The sequence below is a fragment of the Clostridium frigoris genome, from assembly GCF_018861865.1.
Lineage (GTDB): Bacteria > Bacillota > Clostridia > Clostridiales > Clostridiaceae > Clostridium_AD > Clostridium_AD frigoris.
Map to the genome: position 1 here is coordinate 1 of NZ_JAHLDV010000041.1, position 17,023 is coordinate 17,023.

General features: G+C 33.6%; 15 protein-coding genes, 18 tRNA genes and 1 pseudogene. 3 read left to right on the forward strand and 31 right to left on the reverse strand.

Features of this window, described 5'->3' with window-relative positions; translation table 11 throughout:
- The first annotated feature begins 133 nt into the window (after window positions 1-133).
- The 3 genes from pflB to KPL37_RS14495 all read left to right on the forward strand — a co-directional run bounded on the left by pflB (window position 134) and on the right by KPL37_RS14495 (window position 4,201).
- Window positions 134-2,362 (forward strand): formate C-acetyltransferase, encoded by a 2,229-nt coding sequence (pflB, locus tag KPL37_RS14485; RefSeq protein WP_216150499.1) that lies wholly within the window; start codon window positions 134-136, stop codon window positions 2,360-2,362.
- 184 nt (window positions 2,363-2,546) lie between these two features.
- Entirely contained in the window at window positions 2,547-3,272 is a 726-nt protein-coding gene (pflA, locus tag KPL37_RS14490) for a pyruvate formate-lyase-activating protein (RefSeq protein WP_216150501.1), read from the forward strand.
- Window positions 3,273-3,352: 80 nt separating this feature from the next.
- Window positions 3,353-4,201, forward strand: a complete 849-nt coding sequence (locus KPL37_RS14495) for a DMT family transporter (protein ID WP_216150503.1) — start codon at window positions 3,353-3,355, stop codon at window positions 4,199-4,201.
- 67 nt (window positions 4,202-4,268) lie between these two features.
- Here KPL37_RS14495 and KPL37_RS14500 read toward each other — a convergent pair whose 3' ends face one another.
- The 31 genes and pseudogenes from KPL37_RS14500 to KPL37_RS14650 form a co-directional block, all read right to left on the reverse strand.
- The gene (locus tag KPL37_RS14500) at window positions 4,269-4,811 is read right to left on the reverse strand and encodes a GNAT family N-acetyltransferase (RefSeq protein WP_216150505.1); all 543 of its coding nucleotides are present in this window, start codon (window positions 4,809-4,811) and stop codon (window positions 4,269-4,271) included.
- Window positions 4,812-5,238: 427 nt separating this feature from the next.
- Window positions 5,239-5,808, reverse strand: a complete 570-nt coding sequence (pyrE, locus tag KPL37_RS14505; protein WP_343216282.1) for an orotate phosphoribosyltransferase — start codon at window positions 5,806-5,808, stop codon at window positions 5,239-5,241.
- A 37-nt stretch (window positions 5,809-5,845) separates the two neighbouring features.
- On the reverse strand, window positions 5,846-6,742 hold the full coding sequence (locus KPL37_RS14510; RefSeq protein ID WP_216150509.1) for a dihydroorotate dehydrogenase: 897 nt from the start codon (window positions 6,740-6,742) through the stop codon (window positions 5,846-5,848).
- 93 nt (window positions 6,743-6,835) lie between these two features.
- A complete protein-coding gene (locus KPL37_RS14515) occupies window positions 6,836-7,597 on the reverse strand; it encodes a dihydroorotate dehydrogenase electron transfer subunit (RefSeq protein WP_246578305.1) in 762 nt (253 codons plus the stop codon).
- Between the two features lie 33 nt (window positions 7,598-7,630).
- Window positions 7,631-8,497 carry an orotidine-5'-phosphate decarboxylase gene (gene pyrF / locus KPL37_RS14520; RefSeq protein WP_216150510.1) on the reverse strand — a complete coding sequence of 289 codons (867 nt, stop codon included), beginning with the start codon at window positions 8,495-8,497 and terminating at the stop codon, window positions 7,631-7,633.
- A 22-nt stretch (window positions 8,498-8,519) separates the two neighbouring features.
- A complete protein-coding gene (locus tag KPL37_RS14525) occupies window positions 8,520-9,737 on the reverse strand; it encodes a dihydroorotase (RefSeq protein ID WP_216150511.1) in 1,218 nt (405 codons plus the stop codon).
- A gap of 74 nt (window positions 9,738-9,811) precedes the next feature.
- Entirely contained in the window at window positions 9,812-10,246 is a 435-nt protein-coding gene (locus KPL37_RS14530) for an aspartate carbamoyltransferase regulatory subunit (protein ID WP_216150512.1), read from the reverse strand.
- Window positions 10,246-11,172 carry an aspartate carbamoyltransferase gene (pyrB, locus tag KPL37_RS14535; protein WP_216150513.1) on the reverse strand — a complete coding sequence of 309 codons (927 nt, stop codon included), beginning with the start codon at window positions 11,170-11,172 and terminating at the stop codon, window positions 10,246-10,248. Before pyrB ends, KPL37_RS14530 begins: the two co-directional genes overlap by 1 nt.
- A gap of 430 nt (window positions 11,173-11,602) precedes the next feature.
- Window positions 11,603-11,992 (reverse strand): dihydroxyacetone kinase phosphoryl donor subunit DhaM, encoded by a 390-nt coding sequence (dhaM, locus tag KPL37_RS14540; protein ID WP_216150514.1) that lies wholly within the window; start codon window positions 11,990-11,992, stop codon window positions 11,603-11,605.
- A gap of 3 nt (window positions 11,993-11,995) precedes the next feature.
- Complete coding sequence (gene dhaL / locus KPL37_RS14545) at window positions 11,996-12,646, reverse strand: dihydroxyacetone kinase subunit DhaL (RefSeq protein ID WP_216150515.1); 651 nt, start codon at window positions 12,644-12,646, stop codon at window positions 11,996-11,998.
- 57 nt (window positions 12,647-12,703) lie between these two features.
- Window positions 12,704-13,701, reverse strand: a pseudogene (dhaK, locus tag KPL37_RS14550) (dihydroxyacetone kinase subunit DhaK).
- 189 nt (window positions 13,702-13,890) lie between these two features.
- The gene (locus tag KPL37_RS14555; RefSeq protein ID WP_216150517.1) at window positions 13,891-14,043 is read right to left on the reverse strand and encodes a hypothetical protein; all 153 of its coding nucleotides are present in this window, start codon (window positions 14,041-14,043) and stop codon (window positions 13,891-13,893) included.
- 405 nt (window positions 14,044-14,448) lie between these two features.
- Window positions 14,449-14,525, reverse strand: a tRNA-Arg gene (locus tag KPL37_RS14560).
- A 52-nt stretch (window positions 14,526-14,577) separates the two neighbouring features.
- Window positions 14,578-14,651: transfer RNA gene (locus tag KPL37_RS14565), tRNA-Gly, on the reverse strand.
- Between the two features lie 6 nt (window positions 14,652-14,657).
- Window positions 14,658-14,732 (reverse strand) — tRNA-Gly (locus KPL37_RS14570).
- Window positions 14,733-14,773: 41 nt separating this feature from the next.
- Window positions 14,774-14,858, reverse strand: a tRNA-Leu gene (locus KPL37_RS14575).
- A 15-nt stretch (window positions 14,859-14,873) separates the two neighbouring features.
- Window positions 14,874-14,949, reverse strand: a tRNA-Lys gene (locus KPL37_RS14580).
- Window positions 14,950-14,981: 32 nt separating this feature from the next.
- Window positions 14,982-15,057: transfer RNA gene (locus tag KPL37_RS14585), tRNA-His, on the reverse strand.
- Window positions 15,058-15,061: 4 nt separating this feature from the next.
- Window positions 15,062-15,138 (reverse strand) — tRNA-Arg (locus KPL37_RS14590).
- Window positions 15,139-15,172: 34 nt separating this feature from the next.
- Window positions 15,173-15,246, reverse strand: a tRNA-Gly gene (locus KPL37_RS14595).
- Between the two features lie 14 nt (window positions 15,247-15,260).
- A tRNA-Pro gene (locus KPL37_RS14600) sits at window positions 15,261-15,336 on the reverse strand.
- A 12-nt stretch (window positions 15,337-15,348) separates the two neighbouring features.
- Window positions 15,349-15,424: transfer RNA gene (locus KPL37_RS14605), tRNA-Lys, on the reverse strand.
- Between the two features lie 106 nt (window positions 15,425-15,530).
- Window positions 15,531-15,605: transfer RNA gene (locus KPL37_RS14610), tRNA-Gly, on the reverse strand.
- Window positions 15,606-15,662: 57 nt separating this feature from the next.
- Window positions 15,663-15,747: transfer RNA gene (locus KPL37_RS14615), tRNA-Leu, on the reverse strand.
- 15 nt (window positions 15,748-15,762) lie between these two features.
- Window positions 15,763-15,838 (reverse strand) — tRNA-Lys (locus KPL37_RS14620).
- A 4-nt stretch (window positions 15,839-15,842) separates the two neighbouring features.
- Window positions 15,843-15,917 (reverse strand) — tRNA-Gln (locus tag KPL37_RS14625).
- An 8-nt stretch (window positions 15,918-15,925) separates the two neighbouring features.
- Window positions 15,926-16,001 (reverse strand) — tRNA-His (locus tag KPL37_RS14630).
- Between the two features lie 4 nt (window positions 16,002-16,005).
- Window positions 16,006-16,082: transfer RNA gene (locus KPL37_RS14635), tRNA-Arg, on the reverse strand.
- Window positions 16,083-16,095: 13 nt separating this feature from the next.
- Window positions 16,096-16,169 (reverse strand) — tRNA-Gly (locus tag KPL37_RS14640).
- 13 nt (window positions 16,170-16,182) lie between these two features.
- Window positions 16,183-16,258 (reverse strand) — tRNA-Pro (locus tag KPL37_RS14645).
- A 235-nt stretch (window positions 16,259-16,493) separates the two neighbouring features.
- Window positions 16,494-16,964, reverse strand: a complete 471-nt coding sequence (locus KPL37_RS14650) for a metallophosphoesterase (protein WP_216150519.1) — start codon at window positions 16,962-16,964, stop codon at window positions 16,494-16,496.
- Window positions 16,965-17,023: the final 59 nt, after the last annotated feature.

Consider the following 17,023-nt stretch of genomic DNA (forward strand, 5'->3'; position numbering starts at 1 on the left):
TTCTACAGACTTGTCAAGTGTTTTATGCAAAAAAAATGGGGGAATCAATAAAAATTAATGATACTAAAAATGAGTAATCACAGGAACTAGGGAGTTTCCGTGAAATCTCAGTATATTATAGGGAGGAAAAACAATGACTAAACAATGGAATGGTTTCAAAGGAGATTCATGGAAAAATAAAATAGATGTGAAAGACTTTATTCAAAAAAACTATACCTTATATGAAGGTGATGATAGTTTTTTAGTAGGAAAAACTGATAAGACCAATAAAGTTTGGGACAAAGCTAATTCCCTTATATTAGAAGAAATAAAAAAAGGTATTATAGATGTAGAAACTAATGAGATTTCAGGAATAGATAACTTTAAACCTGGATATATAGATAAAGATAACGAGGTAATTGTTGGACTTCAAACAGATGCCCCTTTAAAAAGAATAGTAAATCCATTTGGCGGCTTTAGAATGGTAGAACAATCACTTAAAGAATATGGTTATGAATTAAACAAAGACATAAAAGAATTTTTCCCAAAATATAGAAAAACTCATAACGAAGGAGTTTTTGATGCATACACCGATGCTACTAAAGTTGCAAGAACCGTTGGATTATTAACTGGACTTCCAGATGCATATGGTCGTGGACGAGTAATTGGTGATTATAGAAGAATTGCTCTTTATGGATTAGATTTCTTAACTTTACAAAAGAAAAAAGATTTAAAAGAACTTACAGGACATGCAACAGACGCTTTAATAAGACATAGAGAAGAAGTAAGTATGCAAATAAGAGCACTTGGTCAAATAAAAAGCATGGCTCTAAAATATGGTGTTGACCTATCAACCCCATCAAATACTGCATGCGAGGCTGTCCAAGCAGTTTACCTAGGTTATCTTGCAGGAATAAAAGAAAATAACGGCGCTGCAATGTCACTAGGCAGAACTACTACCTTCCTAGATATTTATTTTGAAAGAGACTTAAAAGCTGGATTAATAACTGAAGATGAAGCTCAAGAAATCATTGATCAATTTGTAATTAAACTTAGGATGGCAAGACATCTAAGAACTCCTGAGTATAATGATTTATTTGGTGGAGATCCTAACTGGGTAACTGAATCTATTGGTGGTGTTGCACTTAATGGTACTCCAATGGTAACTAAGAATTCTTTTAGATTCCTTCATACATTAACAAACCTTGGATCAGCACCAGAACCTAATATGACAGTACTTTGGTCAGAAAAATTACCAGAAACCTTCAAAAAGTATTGTGCTAAAATGTCCATTGAAACTGATGCACTTCAATATGAAAATGATGATATAATGAGACCTATTTACGGAGATGATTACGGCATTGCTTGCTGCGTTTCTGCTATGGAAATAGGAAAGAGAATGCAATTCTTTGGAGCAAGGGCTAATCTTGCAAAATCATTATTATTATCACTTAATGGTGGAGTTGATGAATTAAAAGGTAAACTTGTAGTGCCTGGAATTGAAAAAATAACTGATGAAGTTCTTGACTACAAAACAGTTAGAAAAATGTATTCAAAAGTATTAGAATATGTTGCTGCAATGTATGTAGATACAATGAATACAATACATTATATGCATGATAAATATGCTTATGAAGCAGGACAACTTGCTCTTCATGATACTGATCTTAAATACTTTATGGCATTTGGAGTAGCAGGACTTTCAATTGCGGCCGATTCATTAAGTGCTATAAAGTTTGCTAAGGTATCTCCAATAAGAAATGCTGATGGCATAACAATTGATTTCAAAACTGAAGGAGATTTCCCTAAATACGGTAATGATGATGATAGAGTTGATGATTTAGCTGTTGAACTTATAAAGGAATTCAGCGATGCTCTAAAGAAACATCCTGCATATAAGGGAGCAGAGCATACTTTGTCAGCACTTACTATTACATCAAATGTTGTTTATGGTAAAAAGACAGGTACAACTCCTGATGGCAGAAAACAAGGTATACCACTTGCTCCTGGAGCAAACCCAACACAAGGTAACGATGAAAATGGAGCACTAGCATCATTAAATTCAGTTGCTAAGATTCCTTATAGAACCTATTGCCAAGATGGAGTTTCAAATACTTTTTCAATAGTACCCGCTGCACTTGGTATGGACGAATCTACAAGAATAAATAATCTAGTTTTCCTTTTAGATGGTTATTTTGCACAAGCTGCACATCACCTAAATGTAAATGTATTAAATAGAGAAGTTTTAATAGATGCTATGGAAAACCCAGACAAATATCCAACACTCACAATAAGAGTTTCAGGATATGCTGTTCATTTCAACAGATTGTCTAAAGAACAACAACTTGAAGTTATAAGCAGAACTTTCCATAAAAAAATCTAGTTAATTTTAAAATATTATATAATTGAGAAGTACTTATAATAAGTACTTCTCAATTAATATAAATTCAATAAATAATTTCATTCCATATTAAAGCAAAAATACTTTCCATTTTTGTTTTAATATGAAATGAATATAAATAATCTTCACATAAAATTGTTTCATTCAAAGCTAAGGGGGAATATATATGGTAAAAGGTAAAATTCATTCTATCGAAACTATGGGACTTGTTGATGGTCCTGGAATAAGAGTAGTAGTTTTCTTTCAAGGTTGTAAATTAAGATGCGCCTATTGCCATAATCCTGATACTTGGCAGTTAAATGGTGGAACAGAAATGACTCCTAGCGAGATTGTTCAAAAGATCATTCGCTTCAAACCATATTTTAATAGATCTGGTGGAGGAGTTACTTTCTCTGGTGGTGATCCACTACTTCAACCAGATTTTCTACTGGAGTGTTTAAAACTATGTAAACAAAGCGGAATTCACACAGCTCTCGATACTGCTGGTTTTGGTGATGGTAACTACGACGAAATATTAAAGTATACAGATTTAGTACTACTCGATATAAAACAAACAACTGGTAAAGGTTATATTGCACTAACTGGAAAAGATACTACAGATGTTAATATATTTCTAGAATCCCTGCGAAAATCAAAATCAAGGGTTTGGGTAAGGCATGTTGTTGTTCCTGGTATTACCGATTCAGAGGAACATATAACAAAACTTGCAAAGATTATTAAGGAAGAAGTACCTAATTTGGATAAAGTAGAACTTCTTTCATATCATGTTTTAGGAGTTAGTAAATATGAAGAATTGTCTATACCTTATAAATTAAAAGGCGTGGAAGCAATGGATAAAGATAAAACTAAAAAACTTCAAGCATTAATAGATAATCTGCTAAATATCAAATAATACTTATTAATTACTACCTCATTCATATAATAATGATATAATTTATATATATTTGGGATCATTGCCTAGGAGGCTATTATATGAATGCAAAGAATAAAAATTTAATGGAAATTCATTTAGCAGTTTTTTTATTTGGTTTATCAGGATTATTCGGAAAATTTCTTATGCTTCCGTCAACAATAATAGTTCTTGGACGAGCTTTCTTTTCAAGTATTTTTTTATTGATACTTATACTATATGTTAAGAAGGACATAAAATTAAAGGAGAACTCCCATTATATTTATTTGATAATAATGGGAGTTCTATTAGCAATTCATTGGAGTACCTTTTTTGAGTCAATTCAAGTGTCAACAGTAGCAATAGGATTATTAACATTTTCGACATTCCCTGTTTTTGTAACTTTTTTGGAACCGTTTTTTTTAAGGGAAAGGCTTAAATTGTCAGATGTTTTAATTGCGATTGTTACATTGTTAGGAGTTATGCTTGTTATTCCAACGTTTCAATTGGGAAACAGTTCAACAAAGGGAGCTATGTGGGGAATAGTATCTGGATTTACATATGCTATTTTATCAATGCTTAATAAAAAATTTGTAAAAGAATATTCAAGCCTTGTAATTGCTTTTTATGAACAATTTATTGCTACTATTGTACTAATTCCTTTTTTATTTTTGAATAAGCCAATTTTTAGTCTTAAAGATATATTAATACTCGTATTATTAGGTATTGTTTTTACTGGAATTTCTCATTCATTATTCATAAATGGTTTAAAAAACATTAAAACGCAAACAGCAAGTATTATTACTAGCCTCGAGCCAGTTTACGGTATTGTTTTGGCTGCTATTCTCCTCGGAGAAATTCCAACATTAAGAGAAGTCCTAGGAGGCGTTATTATTTTAAGTACTGTTTTTTACTCAACTGCTAAAATGTAATCCATATTTATTTATATAGGCAAAGTACGTTAAATCCTTTTAACGTACTTTGCCTATATTGCTTAAATTAGAGGGGAAAAGATAACTCGTAGATATTTTCGTTTTCAGCAAAGTCTTTTATTAATAAATCTGTTATATGTAATTCTCCACTTCTTACAAATGTATAATTTTTATTTTTTGCATATTCACTTAATGAATGTTTTGATTTAATATTATTTGCATCAATTGATGCATAAAGCGAATATATATTTTGTTTTTTTATTACTTCAACAACATTATCAATTAGAATTTGAGCTAAGCCCATTTTTCTAAAATCAGGTAATACCGCCATTTGCCATATGAAAAATACATCATTGAATGATTTTATCGAAGTTATAAAACCTACAATCTTATTATCATAGGAAATTTTAAACGAACACTCACTAAAAAAATTAGCAATTACCCAGTATGTATACGGTGTATGCATATCAAGTGGTGAACATTTACTAACGCACTTACGAATTTCTGGAACATCATTAATTGTAATATTATCTATCTTAAAATTACCTATATCTTTTGTAGGCAAACCACTTATACTTACCTCTTTTGAAAACCCATCATAAATACCCATATAAAGTCCTCCTATAATTTTGCTTTCCTAATTATACTTTGTAAAAAAAATAAAACATATTTTACTTTTTATATAGTGCAACTTTTCTTGATAAAGTTGACTTATTAATAATGTAAGCCTCCATTTGGAGCTTACATTCACCCATATTATTCGAAAGATACTCTCTGTCCTTTCACCGAACTAGAGAATTTTCTTCGTCAATGCTAACAAAAGTATATATTGCGCAAAATGCATTCGAACAAATCGTAGTAATTCTTAATTTGTTTTATTTGCAATTGCGTAAAGAAAAATGCATGTTTGAGCAAAGCGAGTTTGCATTTTTCAGTAAATGGAAATAAAACAAATTTTAGAATTACACGCTGACGTGAGCGCATTTAAGCAATATATACTTTTAGTTATAGCATTCGAGAAGAAAATGGATCCCCTCTTATTTTATGTTTCTGCTTCCCGGTTTTATGTATGGTGATCCACTTTTACAAAGTGGGCATTCTTTCGGATCGTAACTTTCTATATCTAGCTTTATAGCGCTGTATATAGGGTAGTCAATGGTACTACTTCCTCTATCTACTATGCAACATATACCAACTACTTCAGCTCCAAGTCCTTTTAATACTTCTATTGTTTCTAAAGAAGATTTGCCAGTTGTAACTACATCCTCTGTAATTAAAACCTTTTGTCCCTTTTTAATTTCAAATCCACGCCTAAGTTCGAAAGTGCCATTTACTCTTTCAGTAAATATAGCAGGTTTTCCAGTTTGTCTACCTACTTCATAAGCTACTATTATTCCACCCATTGCAGGTCCTACTACTATATCGAAATCTATATCTTTTATTTTTTGTGCTACTATGCTAAGTACTTTTGCAGCTTCGCCAGGATATTGAAGAAGTTTTGCACATTGGCAATATCTATTGCTGTGTCTTCCTGAGGATAACAGAAAATGTCCCTCGAGTAATGCTCCTGATTCTTTTAATATATCTAAAACATTTATATTCATAATATCTCCTCCTATTTTAAGTACATGGCTCATAAACTTTTTATATAATACCTCTGATTTCACTTAAATCCTTAATTCCCTCTTTTATCATGTAATTCTCAATTCCCTCTATTATATCAATGCAAACATCAGGTTTTACAAAATTCGCTGTTCCAACTCCAACAGCCGTGGCTCCAACCATTATAAATTCTATAGCATCTTCGAAGGTTGATATGCCACCCATTCCTACAACCGGAACATTTACGGCTTTACATACTTCATGTACCATTCTAAGTGCCATTGGTTTTATTGCCGGTCCCGATACCCCTGCATATATGTTATTAAATATTGCGCGCCTACTATGTATATCTACTACCATTCCTTTAAATGTATTCACTAAAGATAATGCATCTGCTCCAGCTTCGCAGCATTTATACGCCATATCTACTATATCCTCAGCATTAGGTGATAACTTAACCATAAGAGGTTTCTTACATATACTTTTTACCTGACGTACCACGTCATATGCTACCTTTGATTTAATTCCAAAAGCCATACCTCCGCATAATACATTAGGACAAGATATATTTAACTCAATTATGTCTACAGCCTCATTATTTAATCTTTCTATTGCGGCCATATATTCCTCAACACTACTACCACCAACATTTGCAATTATACCTGTGTTGTATTTTAACATCAAGGGAAGTTCTTTAGTTATAAACTTTTCAATGCCTGGATTTTGAAGCCCTACACTATTTAGCATTCCACCACGAGATTCATAAATTCTTATTCCATCATTACCTTGTTTACTATGTAGAGTAAGACCCTTGCCAGATATACCACCAAGTCTTCCTACATCGTAATAATCTTTATATTCATCGCCAAATCCAAAAGTTCCAGATGCAGCTATAACAGGATTTTTTAAAACTACTCCACATAATTCTACTTTAGTCATTAAATCATCTCCTTTGGAGCTGTATTAACGACTTCAGAAGGAGATTTGTATTCCCACTGAAGTTTCGTTTTTAATATAGTAGTTAACTCCCACTTAAGAAGTGGGATACTTTCCTTCTGAACTGTCGTTAAATATCAAATCCTTTCCTTTAAACACTGGGCCATCTTTACATGTTCTCTTATTCCCACCCTTGGTTTTACAAGTACAAACAAGACATGCACCTATTCCACAAGCCATATGATTTTCCATAGACACATATACTGGAACTAAGGCATCATTACACATAGTTATAACTTTTCTCATCATAATTTCTGGTCCACAACAAATAACTGTTCTATAATCTTTTGGATTTAGTATGTCTGTTATGTATCCTTTATGACCAATTTTACCACTTTCTGTGGATAAGTTTATTTTATTTACATATTTTTCCACAGAATCCACAGAATAATCCACAGTTTTAAACCCTGAGTACAAATCTATTTCACAACCAGTAAGCTTTTTGATCAAATAAACAAGTGGTGCTATACCAATTCCACCAGATACAACAGCAATTTTCCCTTTAATTTTATCTACCTCAAATCCATTTCCCAGTGGTCCCATTATCTGAAGTTCGTCATTCTCTTTAAGTTTACTAAAATGTTTTGTCCCTTGCCCTACTATTTGATATAAAAAACTTATTTTCTCATCATCTACATCATATACACTTATAGGTCTTGGCAATAGTGGCTCAAGGTCGCCCGTCTTTAACATAAAAAATTGTCCTGGTTTAACATTAAATTTCCCTTTTATAGAAAGCTTATACACACCCTCACTTACTAAAACATTCTCATATGTCTTCTCGACTGAGTATTTCAAATAAATCCCTCCAGTGCTTAATAAAAATAAAAATTATTTATTAGCTGCTTTTCGTATTGCATCTCTCATTTTTATGGCTTCTGCTCTAGCAAACTGTTCAAAGTGATTTCCACCATTCTCAACTTTTTTATATGCAAGCAAAATACTTCTAGAAGCATTCACAATTCCGCCATTTCCATTTTTTAAATAAATAGCCACGTCTTTTGCTGCTCCGCCTTGTGCTCCATAACCAGGTATCAAGAAAAACATTTTTTCAAGATCTTTCCTCATCTTTAGCCCTTCATCTATATGTGTACATCCAATAACTCCACCTACAGAACTATATCCACATTCTCCAATAAACTCACTACCAATTTTTAATAACTTTTCTCCAACTATATCATAAACTTTTTTATCATCTTTATTCTCTATATATTCTATATCTCTAGCACCTTTATTCGATGTTCTTACTAGCGAAAATAATCCCTTTTCATTGTTTTTTACATAAGGAAGATATGGCTCAATACTGTCCATCCCCATATATGGATTAACAGTTATAAAATCACTTTCAAAGTCTCCTTCAAAATGAGCTTTTGCATACATTTGAGCAGTTTTAGCAATATCCCCTCTTTTAATATCCGCAATCGCTAAACATTCTTTGCTTTTTATATAAGTTAAAGTGTCTTTATATACTTTTAAACCATTTAGTCCAAGTGCTTCATAATATGCTATTTGCACCTTATAACAGGCTGCTATATCACATGTGGCATCAATTATCATTTGATTAAATCTGTATAATGCGTGCTCATCATGCATAAATTTATTTCTAAACTCTACTGGTAAATACTCTAGATCAGTATCAAGTCCTACACATACATTACCTTTTTTTTCTACGCTTTCAAATAATCTATCTATAATCAATCATTATTCCACCTTTGCTCTTTTATTTGCTTATCCATTCTTCATTTTGTTCTATTTTAGCTTTGTAAATTATTCTTCCTGCTTTAATAGTACACATTACTTTGCCTAATACACTCTTACCATCAAAAGGTGAATTATGTCCTTTTGATAAAAATTGTGAACAGTTTATGTTGTACTTAGATTTAATGTCTAAAAGAACCAAATCTCCATCAAATCCAATTTTAACTTCACCCTTATTGAGCTTCATAATTCTAGCTGGGTTTTTGGACATCAATTCAGAAAGTTTATTTATAGTAATATGGCCTTCTTCTACAAGTTTAGTGTAACATACCGGAAAGGAGGTTTCTAGCCCTGATATACCAGGAGCTCCATTTATTTTATCTTGCTCACTGTGTGGTGCATGGTCAGTTGCTATAACATCTACAAAACCATCTTGCATTGCCTTAATTATAAAGTTTACATCCTCTATTTTCCTCATAGGTGGATTTACTCTATACTTTGTTTCTTCTGTTAATGCTATATGATGCGGCGTAACCTCGCAAGTAACTCGTGCCCCCTGCTTTTTACCATCTATAACATCCTTCATAGCTTCTTTTGTACTAACATGAGCTAGGTGAAGTTTGCAACCTGTGAATTTTGAAAGAGATATATCTCTCCAAGTCATCATATTCTCCGCGAGCCTTGTATCAATATCTACTAATTCTTCATTTTCTGCATGAGATATTATCGTCAAGTTCTTCTCTTTAGCTAAAGTCATGGCCTCAAGCATTATACGACTGTTAGAAACGCCCTTGCCATCATCTGATATAAATCTAACTGACCGTGTTAACCGATATAAATGTTCTATAGATTTCCCAAGTAAATCCTCCGTAATTGATGCACATTGATGTATATCAACAAGATTTATTTCCCTCGCTTTTCCGAGAACCTTTTCTATTACATCCATTGAGCTACATACGGGTTTTGTATTAGCCATTAAATTTATTGCAGTATAACCACCTCGAACTGCTGCCCTACTCCCTGATAGCAAGTCTTCTTTATATGTATATCCAGGCTCTCTAAAATGACTGTGAAGATCTATAAAAGAGGGTGATAAAACATATCCCTCTCCGTCTAATACCTCACAGTCCTTTTGTAGATCTTTTCCTATTTCATATATTATCCCTTTATTTATATAAACATCGAAAATAGAATCTTGTGATGAATCAACTACCCTTGCATTTTTTATCAACAATTCCATTAGCTTATCATCCTTTCACGCTTTAATTAAATCATATTCTGCAGAGCTGCATATTAATTCAAATACCGTGTTTATTATGATATATTATTGGGGTTACTAATCTCATCACAGTACATACATCTATACTCGCCTTTTTCTCTATTGGATAGATAGAAACTATGTTTAATTTCTTGCTCAGTAGATGTAATACATCTTGGATTAATACATTTTATTACGTTTTCAACATTATCAGGTAATTTAAGTTTAATCTTACTTTCAATTTTTTCTCCAGTTATTATATCTATTGTTATGTTAGGATCTATAAAACCTAAAACAGTGTAATCTATATCAATCTCATTTTCTATTTTAATTATATCTTTTCTTCCTAGTTTACCGCTAGGTGCATTCATAATAAGTGCCACAGTAAATTCAGCTTTATCCAAACCTAAGTAGTTGAATATTTTAAGTCCTACACCAGCTTTAATATGATCAATTACTATTCCTCTTTGTATACTATTTATTCTTACCATTATTTATCCGCCCCCAAAAGTTTAGCAATAAGTGCCATTCTTACATACATACCATACTTTGCTTGTCTAAAGTAACATGCCCTTGGATCAGTATCTAATTCCACAGCTATTTCATTAACTCTAGGAAGTGGGTGAAGTATTATCATTTCTTTCCTGGCTTTTAACATTTTTTCTTTGTTTAATATATAAATATCTTTAAGTCTTATATAATCTTCTTCATTAAAGAATCTTTCTTTTTGAACTCTAGTCATATACAAGATATCAAGATCTCCAATAACCTCTTCTAATTTTTCAACCTCTTCAAACTCTATATTGTTTTTCTCAAGCACTTCTTCTTTAATATATTTAGGAACTTTTAATTCATTTGGAGCTATTAGTACAAACTTAATGTTTTCGTATCTTGCCATGGCTTTTATTAATGAATGAACTGTTCTACCAAACTTTAAATCGCCACAAATCCCTATAGTTAAATTTGATAATGTCCCTTTAATATTCCTTATGGTTAAAAGATCTGTTAATGTTTGAGTTGGATGTTGATGACCGCCATCACCTGCATTTATTACTGGCATTTGAGAATTCATAGCTGCAACCTTAGCTGCACCTTCTTTAGGATGTCTTATTGCTGCGATATCAGCATAACATTCTACAGTTCGTATAGTATCAGCTACACTTTCTCCTTTTGATGCAGAACTTGACTTTGCCTCAGAAAATCCTAACACCTCGCCACCAAGTCTTAACATTGCCGCTTCAAAACTTAATCTTGTGCGTGTACTAGGTTCATAAAACAATGTTGCTAAAATCTTTCCATCACATATATGACCATAATCCTTAGGATTTCTAATTATCTCATCTGCATAATCAAAAATCTCCTCTAGTTCTAGTAGCGATAAATCCATTGGGTCAATCAAATTTCTTCCTTTTAACATATTATATCCTCTCCTTCTCAGTCTCTCGGACTAAATTTAAAGGTACAGTAGCACTCTTAATATTATGTTCATTTTATAACTTTTTTATAAACAAAAAACGCCATCTCTATTATGAGAAGGCGTAGTAATAACTTTTTAAACATCTACTTCCTTCTCGATCTCTCGGACCAAATTAAAGGTAATTTTTCATCTATGCTTTTGTCTTATGTTACTATATAATTTAGTCTTTGTCAACATGATTGTGCTTGAACATAACTTACATTCAATGTTCTAAACCATGCTATTCATACATATCTTATAACATACAAATTAATTGATAACGGTTTCTGTAAAACAAGACAATTGTAATAACGCTTGTAATTTGATACAAAAATCATAGATTTTCTTAAGTAAAGATTTAACCGGTTGAGCATGGTTTATTATATATTCTTTATGCCATTTTATGAAGACATAACCTCTTTACCGCATCTTCAATCTGGAGTAAACTTTTACCAATACTACTATCCACAGCTATGGTAATTGCTCCCTCAACTAGTGCAACATCTAAAACCTTCACATTTTTCTGCATTTCATCTGTTAAAGATTCTATTGCCATTTGAGCATTCATGCATGCACTACCAAGATCAAATAATACAGCAACACCATCTTCTGAATAAACTTGTTTTATAGCTAAGATAATCTTTTCTAAATCCGTTCCAAGTTCATTATCACTAGTACCACCAGTTGCGGATATTGGCACATTATTTGCCATTTGCAGTGCTAGTTCTTTTACGCCTTCCGCTACCTTACTGCTATGTGAAACTATTACAATTCCTACCATATGTTACACCTTACTTTCATTTATAAGTTTTACCTCTTCAAAAATAGTATTTAATATTAAATAACTTGAAGTTGCACCTGCATCTTGATGACCAATACTTCTTTCGCCAAGATAACTTGCTCTTCCTTTAGTAGCAATTATTGTTTTTGTATGTTCCACTCCTTGCATTGCAGCATCTTTTGAAATTACTAGGACCTCTATTGGTGTTTGACCTGCATCTTCTGCTTTTTTCATAGCATCAATCGCTGGTGCTATGGCATCAATCATTGTTTTTTCTCCTCTTTGGGCTTTTCCACGCATCATGACTCCACCAAGCGCAGCTTCAAGTATCTTAATATAATCTTCAATATCAATATCCGCTTTACCATTAACGGCAGCTGCCGCTTTCATAAAGGCTGTTCCATATAATGGTCCTGCTGCCCCTCCAACATTTGAGACTAATGCCATTCCTGTTTTCTTAAGAATAATTCCAATATCAAGTCCATCATCATCTTTTAATTTTGTAACGACTGCATTAAACCCTTTATTCATATTTATTCCATGATCTCCATCACCTATAGCCGCATCAAGCTCACTTAAATAAAACTTGTTTTCTTCAAGCACATTTGCAATTTTATTTAAGATTGATATTACTTGTAATCCCGTAATGCTCATTATTTTACGCCCTTTTTTTAATCGTTTTCATTTAATGATTTCTATGGTACTAATTTACTATAACACTTTTAACGCTGGCGTATCTGCTGGTGCATCTAGAAGAACCTTTAACTCATCATCTAGTTTTAGGAGCGTAACAGAACAACCTGTCATTTCAAGAGAAGTCATAAATTCTCCAACAAAAGTTTTATAAACTTTTATACCCTTTTCTTCTAACATTTTATGCACTTTTCTATTGACGATATATAATTCCATTAGTGGAGTAATGCGAGACCATTTACCATAACAGCTACCTCAGCTCCCTCTTTTAGTGGCATGTCAGTTAATATTTTACCTACCATATGCTCTACTAGTTCGTCAACAAGTTTAATGCTTTGTCTATGCGTGCCTGGCTCTCCATGAATACCAATACCAATTTCGATTTCATCCTCATCTAGTGTAAAATTAGGTTTCCCGAGTGCAGGTACTATGCAGGGCGTTAATGCAATTCCCATGCTTCGTACATTATTAACTACCTTCTGCGCTACTGCCTTAACTTCTTCTAAACTCGCTCCTGTTTCTGCTTTTGCACCAGCTATTTTATGCACAAATACAGTTCCAGCCACTCCACGTCTTCCTGCTGTAAAAAGACTATTTTCAACTGCTACATCGTCATTAACAACGATGCTTGCAACTTTTATACCATCCATTTGAGCCATTTCACTTGCCATCTCAAAATTCATCACATCTCCTGTATAGTTTTTAATAACTAAAAGAACTCCTGCTCCTCCATTAACTGCTTTTATAGCTTCATATATTGGATCTGGAGCTGGTGACGTAAATACTGGACCTAGTACGGCTGCATTTAGCATTCCATTACCTACATAACCTGCATGTGCTGGCTCGTGACCACTTCCCCCTCCGCTAACTAAAGCAACTTTCCCGGATATCGGTGAAGTTTTTCTAACAATTACATCTGAATTTTCTAGTTTTCAAACATAACTTGGATGTGCCATTACCATACCTTCTAGCATCTCTTCAACAACAGAATCTGGATTATTAATTAATTTTTTCATTTATATTTTCCTCCATTCGTTATAAAAGTTTATCTTCCCTTATATCTTCTACAAAGCAGGTAGTATTCCTCCAAATATTCAGATTATTTGTTATAACGTTTAGATATATTTTAAAAAAATGTTAAGGAAACAATACTTTTATATATCGCCACCTTAACATTTTATAATTATGTTCTAAGATTTCTAATTCTAGTTAGAGCCTTGCATGCTCTTCATAGCTGCCTGAATTTTTGTATTTATTGTATTAGCTTGCACTTGAGTAATTACTTTACTAGTAACTAGTGATGCTAATTGATTCGATGCTCCTTCATGCGTTGTACCGCTTGGTTTCTCACCATCCATTTTAATTTATTATTTTTCTACATGATCACAATAAAATATTTAATAAGTTTCTATATATTTATAATAGCAGTTAATCATTGTAAAATAATCAAATAAATATGTTAACTTTATGTAGTTTGTATATAACTTAAATTGATTAATATTTTAATATTTAATGTATTAAGTGAATAGGATCTGATAAATTGTCCACAATCTAAATAGACCACCTATTATTTAATTAGAGAATAGCCGACTGATTAAAACAATACTGCACTGGGTTCCCCCTAAGTGCAGTATTGTTTTTTATTTTTTATAAATTACAATCAATTTAATCATTTATTTTAAATTCTATTAATATTAATATTAATAAATATAAAAAAAATAGCAAGTTCTACATTTCTGTAAAACTTACTATTTAGACGTTTATGGTGCGCCCAGAGGGAGTCGAACCCACGACCTTCAGATTCGAAGTCTGCAACTCTATCCATCTGAGCTATGGGCGCATAATAAATCAATTTTTAAAAAGTCCTTAGTATAAATACTAAAGACTTTTTTTGGAGCGGGTAGAGGGAATCGAACCCTCATAATTAGCTTGGAAGGCTAACACTCTACCACTGAGTTATACCCGCAAATTTTGGAGCGGAAGACGAGATTCGAACTCGCGACGTCCACCTTGGCAAGGTGGCACTCTACCACTGAGCTACTTCCGCATGTGTAATTTATAAATAATGACTTACATTATAAACAGTAATGGTGCAGATGAAGGGAGTTGAACCCATACACCCGAAGGCGCTAGATCCTAAGTCTAGTGCGTCTGCCAATTCCGCCACATCTGCATATTATTACTATTTTGGTGGCTTACCGGAGAATCGAACTCCGGACACCATGATTAAAAGTCATGTGCTCTACCAACTGAGCTAGTAAACCATATTATTTTTTAATAAATATAATTTTGTAAATGGGGTGGACGATGGGACTCGAACCCACGACAACCAGTACCACAAACTGGCGCTCTACCAACTGAACTACGTCCACCATATGGTGCGTCTTAAGGGATTCGAACCCCCGGCCCACGCCTTAGAAGGGCGTTGCTCTATCCAACTGAGCTAAAGACGCTTACATGTTAATGCCTTATAGACATTAACATATTTGGAGCGGGTAGAGGGAATCGAACCCTCGTAATTAGCTTGGAAGGCTAACACTCTACCATTGAGTTATACCCGCTTATTATATTAAAATGGTCGGGGTGACAGGGATTGAACCTGCGACCTCATGGTCCCAAACCACGCGCGCTCCCAGCTGCGCTACACCCCGGCAAAATTTAAATGGTGCGCCATCGGGGTCTTGAACCCCGGACACCCTGATTAAGAGTCAGGTGCTCTACCAACTGAGCTAATGACACATATTTTGGTTAATCTTAAAGAATTTAATTTTTCATGTCTTAAAATAACGTTGCTCTATCTAATTGAGCTAAAGATATCTAGACCTTCAATATGTAATAACATACCTGGAGCGGAAGACGAGATTCGAACTCGCGACGTCCACCTTGGCAAGGTGGCACTCTACCACTGAGCTACTTCCGCATGTATAATTATCTAAGTATGCTTTTTTGTAAATTTGAATTTACAAGTAAATAGTAATGGTGCAGGTGAAGGGAGTTGAACCCATACACCCGAAGGCGCTAGATCCTAAGTCTAGTGCGTCTGCCAATTCCGCCACACCTGCATATTATTACTATTTTGGTGGCTTACCGGAGAATCGAACTCCGGACACCATGATTAAAAGTCATGTGCTCTACCAACTGAGCTAGTAAACCATAATGGCTGGGATAGCAGGATTTGAACCTACGAATGCCACAGTCAAAGTGTGGTGCCTTACCGCTTGGCGATATCCCAATTGTAAATGGGGTGGACGATGGGACTCGAACCCACGACAACCAGTACCACAAACTGGCGCTCTACCAACTGAACTACGTCCACCATATGGTGCGTCTTAAGGGATTCGAACCCCCGGCCCACGCCTTAGAAGGGCGTTGCTCTATCCAACTGAGCTAAAGACGCATATTAAGTAAAATGGAGCGGGTAGAGGGAATCGAACCCTCGTAATTAGCTTGGAAGGCTAACACTCTACCATTGAGTTATACCCGCTTGTTAATTTAAATGGTCGGGGTGACAGGGATTGAACCTGCGACCTCATGGTCCCAAACCACGCGCGCTCCCAGCTGCGCTACACCCCGATATTCATTAAACGCTTATAAACCTATTTAATGTTCTAAATTAACTCTTTTGTCTTATACATTATATTTAATGAATTTTTCTGACAACATGGATTATTCTACACCATATATATTAGTACGTCAATACTTTTTTTATAACTTTTATATATTTAAAAAAGAAAGTAGTCTGATTTTGTAAATAAATGTTACATTATATCCTAATTTCACGTATAAATACCCTTCTGAAATCATTAAACTAAAATCTTATCACCTTTGGTTCTATGTTTTCTTTATTAATACTTATAATAACATAACTCCTATCCCCATCTCTTGGAAGTGATACGCTACCAGGGTTTATATACCATATTCCTTCTTCAAAATCTATTTTCGCAATATGTGTATGTCCATATAAAACTATATCAGCTCCAGTTTCTAAAGCCTTATATTTAAGTCCAGACAAATTTTCCTTTACACCATATCTATGCCCGTGTGTTAAAAATATTTTTTTCCCACCAACTTCTAAAAGCCTCTCACTTGGCACGCCTTGCGAAAAATCACAATTTCCTTTTACATTTATTATTTCACCCTTATAATACTTTTTAATAGTAGCTATGTCAGCTACATTATCACCTAAGTGGATTAGTACATCTACTCCCTTTATCTCCTTCTCTAGCCTCTCTATGCTGCTAATAACCATGTGTGTATCGCTTATAACCCCTATACGCATTTCAAATCACCCTCTTCACTAATAAATTTTAATTTGTTCTACTCTTTTTTTACTCCATA